Raw genomic sequence first — 13,569 nt, 5'->3', positions numbered from 1 at the left:
AGCTTCTCTTCATAACTTAATCGTTTGTTTTTTCAAAATAAAACACCTCCAAGTATTTACAGTAATAATATAGTTTTTAATTTATATTATTTCCTGTGTCTACTTTAGAGGTATCATATCAAAAACTTAAAGGTCTTTTAGTTTTTTGATATCATTAATATCTTTTTGGTATATGTAATTATATATAGAAACTACATGACTTTTTGGTAAATCAATAAAGTCAGAAGTATCACAAATATTATCTCCATTATTCATAATGCGACCAAATAGGTTTCTAAATGCCGATATTTTGCCCACATAGTCAGGAAAAATAACACGATAACGTGTTTTAATATGATTTTCAATTGTGAAAATTTCATCCTTATTAAGAAGTATAACTTCAGTATCTTCTATACTTTTAAATGTGAGTTTTTCACCATAAAACGCTTCATGTATCTTATTGATAACTTCCGAAAACATTCTAGGATTCATCAAATTACCCCTTTACTAGTTAGAATCTTTATCAATCTCAGCATCCATATAATCTTTAGGTCTATTAAAATCTTTTTGAGGCACATCTTTCTTTAGAAATTTAGAGATGCTTTTTGGTGGGAATAAAATATTTTGAATCGGTATAAGTAAGAATATAATCCATCCAGGATGCCAATAGCCTGCTACACCAATACCAATATATGCAACAAACACTAATAAGGGGAAAGTAATTCTAATTTGTTTTAGTCCCACTAAAAATGGTACTATTGGAATTAATAAAAATACCAACCAACCTGGATTCCATAAATCATAGAAAAATCCTAAAAACAAGAAAATTAGTAAAGAAATTAATGGTGTAGCTGCCACTACTCTTTTTTGCCAAGTATATTGAAACATATATTTTACACTCCTTTAAAGTTTTTCATTTTTAAAATAAGATGATATATAATATGTTCTAACATCTTATTCTTATAATATATCATAAATGCATCACTATTTGGGTCAATATAATCAATACGATAAATCATAGTTAAAAAACTTAATAAGATCTCAGCACTTTGGTCTTTTATTTTTTCTTGATTGACTTCACATGCTAAAAATAAAGAATTGTGTTCCAGATAGTTTTTATCAACCAAACGATGCTTTTCTAAGTAAAACATAAAATCTGTGATCGTTTTTCTAATGATTGATTCATCATTTAAGTTTATTAAATCGTTATAAAATTTGTGAAATACGAGTAAATATTTATTATAAGAAGTCATAATCATCCACAATCACATAACCTATACCTAGTATCTTAGAACCAATATGTGCACCTACTGTAGGTGTAATGGTGGATACATACGTTTTACTTACATTATCTAGCTCTGCTTGAATCATTTTTTCTATATTCAGGGCATCATCTAATCGGTTTGTATGCAAGACCATGTAAACTACTTTTTTAGCATCTTTAGTTTCTTCTTTAATGATTTCATACATGCGTTTAATCGCTTTATTATGAACTCTTACCTTTTCTTTCGTTGTGATTCTTCCATCTTTATCTAAACATAAGATTGGCTTAATTTTAGCTAATATACCTACAGTACCACTCATCTGTGATAATCTACCATTTTTGATTAAGTACTTCAAATCATCTACAACAAAGTAGGCATTGGATTGTTGTCGTAACTTTTGTACTTCTTCTTTAACTTTTTCAATATCATAACCTCTATGTATGAGTTTTTCAGCAAAATAAGCCATATAACCCTGAAGCAGTGTGGCAGCTTTTGTGTCTATAACATCCAGTGTTACATCTTCAAGTAAACTGTCTATGTTATTTTTTAAATTTTTACCGTATTCTGAAAGGTTCGTAGAAATTGGAAAATGAAGGATATATGTACACCCTTCATTTTTTAATATGTCGATTTGATTTAATATTTCTCTTGTTTCAGGTGCTGAAGTCTTTGGGATGCATGGATCTTTTTCAAGACGTAGATAAAAATCATCAGCATTGATATCTACACCATCAATTAAGGTTTCATCTCCAAAATGGATAGTCGTCTTAGTAATTTTAATATGATGTTCAAATGGTGCATAAGCTAATCCACTTGATGAATCTGCCATGATACCTATTTTTTTCATATATTTTTCCTCGAATCAATCCGTAAATTGAAAGATGTCTAATTGACGACCACCGCGTCTTTTGTCTTCGTCAATGCGGTGCCATTTAGAACTTCTACCTTTACCTAATAACTGAATAACACCTTCATCTTTCAATCTCTTTAATGTTCTATCGATTGTAATTAAAGAAACTGTTGGGTGTTCTCTTCTAAGATCTGCTTTAGAAAATATTTCTTTACCTGTTCTAATGGTAGCTTCAATATTATCTGATTTATTCATCTTTATTTCAAAGGCATACTCTCTTGAATAATTATTAACAGATTCATATGCTTCGTCTAAGATATCTAATATAAATTTAGATAATAAATCAGTATTTGGATACCCTGTTTGATAATAGTAATTTGCTTGATTGAGTGCTAATTTGTATTGTTCAAAACGTTTAAAGAATAACTCATAGAATGAAACATATTTAAACACACTAAAATCTCTGAGCAACATGGCATATAAACCAATATAGGCAATCACTTCATTTTCTAGTGTGAATAGATCTTGATTCATAAAATCTATGTAGAAATTACTAAATAACTGGGTTAATTCATATTGTTTTGTTTTATTTTGGGCATTGTAGACCTCGATTATTTTCTCGAGGTCTTCTTTTTTGCCCATAACTTTTTTGGCTGTAAATAAGGTATCACCCTTTTGCTTTTCCACTGATTTAAATTTGATTGATTCATAATCTTTGGATAGCATTCTAGCAAGGTTATCAAACTCATTCGTTAAAAGTTCAAATTCTTTAGGGTGTTTTTGAATCGATGCGAGTGCATCTTTAATATTGATTAAAAAACTTTCAGTCTTGTTTTTAGCTACTAACTTCTTTTGAGACATCAGTTTAAGTCTAGCATCGGTAAGTGGCATATCTAACATTTTTGCAAAGTAAAAAACATTCTTTTCAATTGCCTTTTTAGTAAACACATCTTTATCTTTACTAAAGAGTTCATCATAATAAAACTCTTTACCTTTAGCTTCATATACTTTCAGTAAAAGAAGCAATGTGTCTGTTGATACTTGAAGTCTGTTCATGTTTGATAATGCAATCATTGTTATCTATTCCTTATATATATTGTAATTAGTCGTGGAAAGGTGAACCACCGATGAACTCTAATAAAATAGAGTTTGATGGTATAAGACTAGCATCAATTTCATTAAAGTATTTTAAGAATTTAACTAATCTGTTAGCTACGATAAAGTGTCTATCATCTCTTGGTACTGCGTTTAAATGTGGTAATGCAATCTTGTTTAAAACAAGTAGTTCATAACTTAGTTCTGAGTTGTAAACAAAGTTTGCAGTTTCTTGATGTGGATAAATCCATTTGAATTCACCACGGCGTACACTTGACCACATATCTAGTGTCATTGTAACTGGTGTATTTCTATATTTTTGATCCCTAACCATACGACGAATTAAACGTAAGTCAGTTAATGAAATCGGGTTATGATCATCAATGTGTAGTTGTGTATTTGGCGAAATGAAGATATTAAACTTTTGATGACTCGGAATTAATTCTGTCAATCTTTCGTTTAATGCATGGATACCTTCAATTAAAATTGGTGAATCTTTTTCTAACTTTACACTTGGCCCAGCAACGCGCTTACCTTGTTTAAAGTCAAAGATTGGAAGACTTACTGATTTACCCATAGCTAAATCAGCCATATCTTTACTAAATTGTTCTACGTCTAATGCTTCTACATGTTCTAAGTCTGGATTACCATCACTATCTTTTGGAGCTTCATGTTTAGGTTTATAGTAGTTATCCATAGAAATCATCATTGGTTTGATGCCTCTACTTAATAATTCGATTCTTAGACGGTTTGTAAAGGTTGTTTTACCTGATGAGGATGGACCTGCAACAGCAATTAATTTAATATCATCTTTAATTTCATAAATTTGGTTACCTAAATCAGATAATTGATTGTTATGTCTTGTTTCGCAAAGATTTACAAAGTCTACTTGTTTATCACGTGTTAGACTGTGTTTGTTAATATTTGCAATCGTATCTCCACCAATAATTTTACTCCACTTATATGCTTGTTTTAATGAGTTACCAAATGTTTTTTGGTCTACAAATGCAGGTAATTCTCCCTTAAGTTCTGATCTTGGGAAGAAAATTAAAAATCCTGGACTGTAAAACTTAGTATCAAACTTAGTTAAGTAACTTGTGTTTGGTAACATATATGAAAACATGTAGTTGATAAAATCATCTGATTGATAAAGGTTTACATGATTTTCTTTTCTTAGTTTAAGGGTTTCAATTTTATCTAGGTAGTTTTGTTTTGTATATAGTTTAGTAGCTTCTTCTTTAGACACTTTAATACGTTTGATGTCTACCTTGCGTTCAATAATTTCTTGAACTTTCTTTAATAACATTTCATATAATTCAACAGTCATGTCATCATTTTCAATTGTTGCTAAGATAGATCTTGAAATCGAATAACTAAAACGAATTTGTTTTGTTGGATCAATTTCATATAACGCTTTTGTAAATACATAACGTAATGTAGCTTCATAAATACGCATACCTACATCACTATCTAATCCCATAAATTCTATATCTGCATCATTTGCAATCATGTAAGACAGCTCGCGCATGCGACCATCTACTGTTGCAAATATTGCAGTAGAAATGTTGAATTTTTGAGCAAGTTTTTCCAGTGTTAATGGTTCACTTAACTCAAGTACTTCATTGTTAATCTTTAGTTTCATACTTTTTCCTCTATTCTTCATCAAATAAATCAAGCCTTGATAGTCTTAACTTTTGATTTTGTTTTGTTTGTATTGTTTCTTCAATGACTTTAGCTTGTAGTGTATCATCTTTTTTCACTTCTTTTTTAGGTTGCACTGGCGTATCTTTTTCTTCACTTTGTGCTGGGTATATTTCTAAATAGTATCCGTCCTCTACCATTTTCTTTCCATACTTATTAGCAACATATTTTAAGTCAGATACAGTAGTGATTAGTGCTTCTTTAGTGGATAAAATACGTACCTTTACATCTTCTTTCATTTGAGTTTTGGATACTCTAGATGCGGAAATTATGAAATGAGGTGATGTTTTAATACGATCCACTAAAATAATACCACGTCTATTTCTAGCGTATTTAGGTAATTCTAATACAGTATCTTTTATGATATGCCCACGTGATGTTAAGAAGTAAAAATCATCTGATTCTTTCGCGAAAAATGCTACTGCAACTTCATCATCAACAGCTAGTGCCATAGATTTAACACCACCAGCGGTTAAACCATATACAGGTAGTTCTTCTGTATCGAATCTTAAGACATAACCATGTTTGGAAATAGCTACTATATTATCTAGTTGGTTATAGTCAACAGATACTAATTCATCGTCTTTTGACAACTTCATTGCGCGTAACGGTCTATTATACCTTGAAACTTCGAAATCTGCTAGATTTACTTGTTTCATTTGTCCTTGTTTTGTTGTAAGCAATATTTTTTGATCAATTGAAAAATCACTAACCTTTAAAACACGTATAATTATTTCACCTTTTGAAGTAGGTACAATGTTATTGATGTAAACACCGAGATCGCGCCATTTCTGTTCTTCTATCTTATATACCGGTAAATAAATATACTGACCCAGGTTTGTAAATAAGAGTAAGGTGTCTAGTGTATTTAATTCTGCTTCATAAAGCATTGCATCATTTTCTTTTAAGCCTACTTCTTTTGATGCAACAACGGATCTTAAGGATGCACGTTTCACATAACCATCTTTAGTGATGGCTACATAGGTTTGTTCATCTGAGATAAGATCTTTTTCATCAATTTTAATCGTTTCAATTTCTGCTTCTAATTCTGTACGTCTAGGTGATGGAAGCAGTGTTTGAACTTCTTGAAGTTCAGATTTAATAGTTTTAAGTAAAATACGTTCATTAGATAAAATAAGTTCTAGTCTAGTAATTTCTTTATTTAAAGTATCTTTTTCATCGAGTAGTGCTTGGATGTCTGTTGTAGATAATCTATATAGTTGTAGCATGACAATCGCTTCAGCTTGTAGTTCTGAAAACCCAAAACGCTTTTGGATATTTTCTTTTGAGTCTGCCTTGTTTTTAGACTTTCTAATTTCTTCAATGACTTCTGATACAACAGAAGTCATTTGAATTAAACCATCAACAATATGATTTCTTTTTGTTGCACGCTCTAATTCATAGTTAGATCTATTGGTTACAACTTCTTTTTGGTGTTCTAAGTACACCTTTAATAAGTCAAAAGCACCAGATAAGACAGGACGATGTTTTAAAATAGCAACCATATTATAGTTGTAGTTTACTTGAAGATCACTTGATTTTAATAAATAGTTTTGAATAAATTGTGCATCTGCACCTTTTTTCAGATCAATGGCAATTCTCAGACCTTCTTGGTCAGTTTCATCACGTATTTCTAAGATATCTTCGATATTGTTATTGATGCGCAAATTGTCAATTTGACGCACTAAATCTGCTTTATTGACTTCATAAGGTATTTCAGTAACAACAATACGATCTTGAGACTTACTCATCTCTTCGACATTCATCTTAGCTCTAATAATGATTTTTCCGCTACCTGTGGTCAGTGCTTCTTTTATCCCTGCTTTACCTTGAACAATACCACCAGTTGGAAAGTCTGGTCCTTTAATATATTTTAATATTTCATCATTTGTAATATTTGGATTATCAATTAAAGCAATCGTTGCATCAATGACTTCATTTAAGTTGTGTGGTGGTATTTTTGTTGCATAACCTGCTGAAATACCCATAGCACCATTGACAAGTAAGTTTGGAAAACGTGCTGGTAAAACGGTAGGTTCTTGTTCCTCATCATCAAAGTTAGGTACAAAGTTTACTGTTCTTTTATCAATATCTTTAAGTAAAAATTCTGCTTCTTTAGATAGTCTAGCCTCGGTATAACGCATCGCAGCAGCAGAGTCACCATCAATAGAACCATTGTTACCATGCATATCAATTAAAGGTATTCTCATTTTAAAGTCCTGGCTCATACGAACCATCGCCTCATAAATTGATGAATCCCCATGAGGGTGATATTTCCCCATAACTTCTCCTGCAATTCTTGCAGATTTTTTATATGACTTGTTAAAGGCTAAACCCATTTGTCCCATCGCGTATAAAATACGACGTTGAACTGGTTTTAATCCATCTCTAGCATCAGGTAGAGCACGATCTTGAATGATATATTTGGAGTATCTACCAAATCTAGAAGACATTATATCTTCTAAGAGTACTTTTTCAATTTTTTCTTCTATGAATTTGTCTATTTTTTTGTCAATTTTACTCATCTTAACTTACCTTCTATATCAAACTCATCAGTTACTTCAAAATCAACGTTTGCTTCAATCCACTCACGTCTTGGTGCAACCTGGTCGCCCATTAATACACTAATATGCTTATCACTAACATTTAAATCATCAATTGTAACTTGAATTAAGGTACGTGATTCAGGGTTCATTGTAGTTTCCCATAACTGATAAAAGTTCATTTCACCTAACCCTTTAAAGCGTGTAATCATGTAGTTTTGTCCGATAGACTCAAGTGTTACTTTTAAATCTTCATCACTCCAAGCATAAACAGTTTCTTCTTTTTTGTTTTTCTTGTAAGTCACTTTATAAAATGGAGGCTGCGCGATATATAATCTACCAGCTTCAATTAAAGGTCTCATGTATCTAAAGAAGAATGTTAAAAGAAGTGTTTGAATATGTGCACCATCATCATCGGCGTCGGTCATAATAATCACTTTTTTATAGTTACACTTTTTAATATCAAAATCCTCACCAAAATCAGCACCAATGGTGTAGATCATGGTTGAAATTTCCTCATTTTTTAAGATGGTTTCTGTATTGGTGCGTTCAGTGTTGATGACCTTACCACGTAGCGGTAAAATAGCTTGAAATCGTCTATTTCTACCTTGTTTAGCAGAACCACCAGCAGAATCCCCTTCAACTAAAAAGAGTTCATTAATTGTTTTGTCTTTACCTTGAGCAGGTGTTAATTTACCAGATAAAATAACTTCTTTTTTACTTCTTTTTTTACCAGCTCTTGCTTCTTCACGTGCTTTTCTTGCAGCTTCTCTAGCATTTGCTGCAGCAACAGCTTTTGTAATAATTGATACAGCAGAATCAGAATTTTCTTCTAAAAAGGTGTTAAACTTTTCATAAAATACTGTCTCTAGTGCATTTCTTGCCTCTGGTGTTCCTAATTTACCTTTAGTTTGCCCTTCAAACTCTAAGACTGTTTCAGGTATACGTAGTGATACAATAGCGGTTAGCCCTTCTCTAATGTCTACGCCATCAATATTACTATCTTTTTCTTTTATGTGATTATACTTTCTAGCGTAGTCGTTAATAACTTTAGTAAGTGCAGATTTAAATCCAATTTCATGTGTACCACCATCTTTAGTTCGAACGTTATTTACAAATGAAATAATATTTTCACTGTAACTATCTGTATACTGTAAGGCAACTTCGACTTCAATTGCACTATCTTTTGCAGTATTAAAAGTGCCTTCCACATCTGTTACATCGTGTAGTGCATTTTTACCAGTGTTCATAAACTCCACGTAGGCTTTAATACCTTCATCAAATTTAAAGGTTTCTTTTTTATTATTTCTTTCATCAATAAGATTAATTTTTAAACCCTTAATTAAGTAAGCAGATTCTTTTAATCGTTCTTTAATCGTATCGTAGTTATAAAGCGTTGTAGAAAAAATAGATGGATCCGGTTTAAAGTAAACTTGTGTACCAGTTTTTTTAGTATCTCCTATTTTTTCTTGATTAAATATCTTTTTACCACCATTTTCAAAACGTTGTCTGAAAATACCGCCGTCTTTATATACAGTAACTTCCAAGACAGAGGATAATGCATTTACAACAGATGAACCAACACCGTGTAAACCTCCAGCTACTTTATATGCACCATCGCCGCCAAATTTACCTCCTGCGTGTAAAACAGTAAAAATAACCTGGGTCGTTGGAACCCCAGATGTATGTTTTTTATATGGCATACCGCGTCCATCATCTAGAACCTCGATTGCATTGTCAGGTTTGATTGTTACTGTAATTTCACTACCAAAACCAGCTAATACTTCATCCATCGCGTTATCTACGATTTCCCAAACCAAATGATGTAATCCCCTATGGTCAGTTGAACCAATATACATACCCGGTCTTTTTCGTACAGCCTCTAGTCCTTCTAATATTTGAATACTCGTCTCGTCATAATTTGTTTTTGCCACAGTTGTACTCCAATCATTGAAATTATATCTCTATTATACATTAAAAGATAATCATTATAACAAGAATGATTATCTTTAAAAATATTTTCTTGCTATATTAATTTATAGAAAATTGATGTTGTTATCCGGATCAGAATAGAGTCTTCTACCTCTATTTAGTTGATTAATTTTTTCAATATCTTCAGGTGCAAGTACTAATTCTTGCCCCTTAAAATTTTCAATTAACCTTTCCTCATGGACGCTTTTAGGAATCATTACAATGCCTCTTGCTAGCCCCCACTGAACAATAACTTGTGCAACTGTTGCACCATATTGTTTCGCAATTTCTTCTAATACCTCATGTGTTTTACCAGTAAAGACTTCACCTCTTGCAAGTGGCCCGTAAGAAGTCATTAAAATATCATTATCGGTTAAGTATTTTTGTAAAGGTACTTGACTTAATAGTGGATGACATTCTACTTGATTCATTACTGGTCTTACTTTAGCTTTTTTAAGTAAATTTTCTAAATGGTGAATTTGGAAATTAGATACACCAATCGATTTAAACAATCCTTCCTGGTAATAACTTTCAAAAATTTTCCAAATTAAATCATTGATATGGTGATCATGATCAGGCCAATGAATTAACATTAAATCAATATATCCGATATTTAATGTTTTTAAAGATTTATCTAAAGCATCTTTGATAAGAACAATATCTCCATCATAGTGTTTAGCAAGCTTAGATGTAACAAATATCTCTTCTCTTGGAATACCTGAATCCCTTATAGCTCTACCTATATCTGATTCGTTGCCATACATTATGGCTGTATCAATATGTCTGTATCCTATCTTTAATGCGAGTTTCACAGTATCATATGCTGATTCACCAGCCTCAACCCTAAAGGTTCCTAAACCGAATTTAGGAATTTTCTTACCATTGTTTAATGTATAAGTTTCCATATTTTACCTCCTTAGTAGAATGACTTAATTTTATCACTAGTTAAATCACTAATGAGTGTAAATAGCATCTTTCTAGCCTCATCTAAATCAAATAAATCTGCAATTGCTGCACTAGAATGAATATATCTTGCAGGTAAACCGATTGTTGTGGAAGGAATACCTTCATGCATATCAATGGCTTTTGCAGCATCGGTTCCACCCATTGAAACATACTCTTGAAACTTAATTTGATGTGTGTTAGCTAATGACTTAAAATATTCTTTTAATGGAAATAACATTATATTTTTGGGGTCAAATATTCTTAATAAGAAACCATTGCCTAATTTAGACATAGAGTCTTTATCATGAATATCATTAAGTGGCGAACAATCAAGAGCAATAAACATATCTGGTTTGAATAAGTTAGTCGCTATTTCAGCACCTCTTAATCCTACCTCTTCTTGTGTTGTAGCACCAATAATTAAGTTATAATCAAAAGTCTTACCACTAAAGTTTTCAATAGCTTCTAGTGCTAAGCCACATCCAAAGCGGTTATCAATAGCCTTTGATATCCACCTCTTACCGTTCATAGTTTCTATGTAAGGTGTATCAAATAACACCATGTCGCCTAAATTAATGCCATAACTTAATGTTTCTTCTTTACTACTTGATCCAACATCTAAAAGTAAATTCGCAATATCTACATTATTACTTTGTTTTAAGTGTGGTGGAATACTACCAATCACACCTGGTATTTTTTTACCATCATTTGTATATACATACATGATTTGAGATATAAAAACATCACCTGATAGTCCACCGATTGGAAGTACTTCAATAGATCCATTTGGTCTAATATGCTTTACCATTAAACCCACTTCATCCATGTGCCCGGCAATTAAAAGTGTTTTTGCATTTTTATTATTAGATTTTTTATAGGCGAAAATACCACCTAATCTATCTTTTTTAATTTCGAAATCAGGATATTTTTGCATTACACTTTCCATGTAGGAACGTACTCTATTTTCATTACCAGATATTCCCGGTATTAAACTTAAATTTTTATAATGATTAGTCATGAATTTGCTCCGCAATTAATTGATAAATTGGACCACTTACACGTTTTTTAACTTCATATTCCGTCATATAATCAGATGGTGCAAGTGCCCAGTTACAATCTGATACAATGAACGATGCCTCATTAAAGTATTGAAAGGAGTCAACGAATAAATCTGCATGATCTGTTCTAAAGATGATTTTCCCATCTTTTTTTAAGTAGTTTTTATATTGATTTAACATAGTAGGATAAGTCAGCCTACGTTTATGGTGCTTTTTCTTTGGCCACGGATCTGAGAAATTTAAATGTAGATTATCTACTTTTACATCCACTAAATATTCATTTAATTTTTCTGCATCATCCATAATAACAATCAAGTTATTTAACTCTAAAACACTTTTTTTCTGTGCTAAACGGTAACACACATTTTGATCACGTTCTACGGCGATAAATACTTCATCTGGAAAGTCATTAGCTAGTGATGTTATAAAACGCCCTTTACCACTACCAATTTCTAATGTGATTTTTTTTGAAGCATCTACTTTAAGTGGTGTAGGTGCGAGTAAAACACCTAACTTTTCTAGATTTTCAATCGTTGCATCTTTAATCTTCTTTTGTCTCATATTTTTCTTCCTTACTAAAGAGTCTGGCCAAATATATACCTACTGGTATACATAATAAACCGATCAGCCACATATACCATTGATTACTAAAATCAAATATGTATACTGGTATTTCACTTTGACTTAAATCGTCATTTAAACTAAATATAATATTAATTGGTGAAGCCACAATAATACCTAATACTAATTGATAAAAGAGTTTTGGTGCTTTCTTTAATACATAATTAAATACTTTACCAAGTAAAATAAATGCAAGTATAATACCTATTATCACAAATACTAAAGAAGATATATGACTTAAGAATAACTCGACATTGATAGTTAACACAGCTTCTATAAGTGTTTTACCAAGTAATATAAGTGGTCCATAATAACCAATAATTAACATGAGCATCGTACCACTTAAGCCAGGAACAATTAAACTAACTGCTAATAGTATACCAACAACAATCCAAAGTATAAAGTTTGTGTTAGAGGTATCTGTTTGAGTAAGGTATGGTGCAAATATCGTAAAACTTATCATCAAAATAAAGGTTAGTGAAAACATAATAATTGGTTTAAATTTTCTGGTCTTTTCTTCTGCTAATTTATAAATCTCAGGTATACCACCTAAGATTAATCCAATAAATAATAATGTGCTTGGTATTGGTATTAAGTAAAAGACATATGCTATTACTAAAAATCCTACTAAAACACCCAGTAAGATGCCCAAAATGTATTCCCATATTGAAAGGACCGCCCTTATTGGCGTTTTAGTTACTTTATCGAGTGCTTCGATCAACTTAGAATATATATTAAAAGCGGCAGCAATCATACCACCGCTTACTCCAGGTAAAATCGCTCCAACACCAATAAGCATACCTTGGAGTACCTTCTTAATCATTTACTAATTTGTCCTAATCCTTCAGATATCATGAAATCAGTAATGCCAGCGATAGCTTCTTTTGCATCTTCACCTTCAGCTTTTATCTCTACAATTTCACCATTATAGATTCCCAGACTCATAACGCCCATGATACTTTTTAAGTTCACTGTACGGTTAAAGGCAGTTAAAGTGATTTCACTTTGAAACCCCATTGCTTGATTTACTAAACGAGTAGCCGGTCTAGCGTGTAGCCCATACTCTGAAACGATAACAAATTTTTGTTTCATTGTCTTACCTCATTTCTTAACTTATCTAAATTATTTTTTACCTCTATTGGATTATCCTTAATTAACAATTTTAACTCTTTTCCAGTTAAAAATCCGGATATATCTAAAGTCTTTAAAAGTGCCTGTGAAACAAGTTTAGGATTATTAAGCTGGATTTTTAATCTTTTATGATCTAAAAATGTGCCATTAATATTTTCCGTACCACCAAGTGCCTCTAAGAGTCTTTGCACATCTATAACCATAGTTCCTTTAGAACTTTTTTGATTTTTTCTGTGATATATATATAGGTAAGTTACACCTAATACAATCACTATTAATGATATGCTTAATGTTATTATTTGTTCAGTTGTCATACTATCACATTCCTTAATACTTATTATATGTTTTTTTCACAAAAATTTCAATCTTTTAATGAACTTGATATGTTATAATAACTTTATTATAACGTT

14 protein-coding genes are annotated in these 13,569 nt (G+C 31.5%); all 14 read right to left on the bottom strand.

Annotation, left to right across the window (positions count from 1 at the left end; genetic code table 11):
• Positions 1 to 126: 126 nt before the first annotated feature.
• Positions 127 to 471, bottom strand: a complete 345-nt coding sequence (locus IY230_RS03310; protein ID WP_196369909.1) for a hypothetical protein — start codon at positions 469 to 471, stop codon at positions 127 to 129.
• Between the two features lie 15 nt (positions 472 to 486).
• Positions 487 to 867, bottom strand: a complete 381-nt coding sequence (locus tag IY230_RS03305; RefSeq protein WP_196369908.1) for a hypothetical protein — start codon at positions 865 to 867, stop codon at positions 487 to 489.
• Between the two features lie 5 nt (positions 868 to 872).
• Positions 873 to 1,232 (bottom strand): hypothetical protein, encoded by a 360-nt coding sequence (locus IY230_RS03300; RefSeq protein WP_196369907.1) that lies wholly within the window; start codon positions 1,230 to 1,232, stop codon positions 873 to 875.
• Entirely contained in the window at positions 1,219 to 2,091 is an 873-nt protein-coding gene (locus IY230_RS03295; protein WP_196369906.1) for a DegV family protein, read from the bottom strand. Before IY230_RS03295 ends, IY230_RS03300 begins: the two co-directional genes overlap by 14 nt.
• 15 nt (positions 2,092 to 2,106) lie before the next feature.
• Positions 2,107 to 3,168: a hypothetical protein gene (locus IY230_RS03290; RefSeq protein ID WP_196369905.1), complete on the bottom strand. Its 1,062-nt coding sequence runs from the start codon at positions 3,166 to 3,168 to the stop codon at positions 2,107 to 2,109.
• Positions 3,169 to 3,196: 28 nt separating this feature from the next.
• Complete coding sequence (locus tag IY230_RS03285) at positions 3,197 to 4,831, bottom strand: nucleoside kinase (RefSeq protein ID WP_196369904.1); 1,635 nt, start codon at positions 4,829 to 4,831, stop codon at positions 3,197 to 3,199.
• Between the two features lie 10 nt (positions 4,832 to 4,841).
• Complete coding sequence (gene parC, locus IY230_RS03280; RefSeq protein WP_196369903.1) at positions 4,842 to 7,415, bottom strand: DNA topoisomerase IV subunit A; 2,574 nt, start codon at positions 7,413 to 7,415, stop codon at positions 4,842 to 4,844.
• Complete coding sequence (gene parE, locus IY230_RS03275) at positions 7,412 to 9,367, bottom strand: DNA topoisomerase IV subunit B (protein ID WP_196369902.1); 1,956 nt, start codon at positions 9,365 to 9,367, stop codon at positions 7,412 to 7,414. The genes parC and parE overlap by 4 nt, the downstream gene beginning before the upstream one ends.
• 102 nt (positions 9,368 to 9,469) lie before the next feature.
• Positions 9,470 to 10,309 carry an aldo/keto reductase gene (locus IY230_RS03270; protein WP_196369901.1) on the bottom strand — a complete coding sequence of 280 codons (840 nt, stop codon included), beginning with the start codon at positions 10,307 to 10,309 and terminating at the stop codon, positions 9,470 to 9,472.
• 11 nt (positions 10,310 to 10,320) lie between these two features.
• The gene (locus IY230_RS03265; RefSeq protein ID WP_196369900.1) at positions 10,321 to 11,367 is read right to left on the bottom strand and encodes a M42 family metallopeptidase; all 1,047 of its coding nucleotides are present in this window, start codon (positions 11,365 to 11,367) and stop codon (positions 10,321 to 10,323) included.
• A complete protein-coding gene (trmB, locus tag IY230_RS03260) occupies positions 11,360 to 11,968 on the bottom strand; it encodes a tRNA (guanosine(46)-N7)-methyltransferase TrmB (protein WP_196369899.1) in 609 nt (202 codons plus the stop codon). The genes IY230_RS03265 and trmB overlap by 8 nt, the downstream gene beginning before the upstream one ends.
• Entirely contained in the window at positions 11,949 to 12,851 is a 903-nt protein-coding gene (locus IY230_RS03255) for an undecaprenyl phosphate translocase family protein (protein ID WP_196369898.1), read from the bottom strand. Before IY230_RS03255 ends, trmB begins: the two co-directional genes overlap by 20 nt.
• Positions 12,848 to 13,120 (bottom strand): phosphocarrier protein HPr, encoded by a 273-nt coding sequence (locus tag IY230_RS03250; RefSeq protein WP_012242327.1) that lies wholly within the window; start codon positions 13,118 to 13,120, stop codon positions 12,848 to 12,850. Before IY230_RS03250 ends, IY230_RS03255 begins: the two co-directional genes overlap by 4 nt.
• Positions 13,117 to 13,473, bottom strand: coding sequence for a hypothetical protein (locus IY230_RS03245; RefSeq protein WP_196369897.1), 357 nt, complete (start codon positions 13,471 to 13,473; stop codon positions 13,117 to 13,119). The genes IY230_RS03250 and IY230_RS03245 overlap by 4 nt, the downstream gene beginning before the upstream one ends.
• Positions 13,474 to 13,569: the final 96 nt, after the last annotated feature.

Origin of the sequence: Acholeplasma laidlawii (assembly GCF_015709225.1) — a bacterium.
Taxonomy (GTDB): domain Bacteria; phylum Bacillota_I; class Bacilli_A; order Acholeplasmatales; family Acholeplasmataceae; genus Acholeplasma; species Acholeplasma laidlawii_A.
Note: the sequence above shows the minus strand (reverse complement) of the source record. Positions and strands in the feature narration are given on the sequence as shown.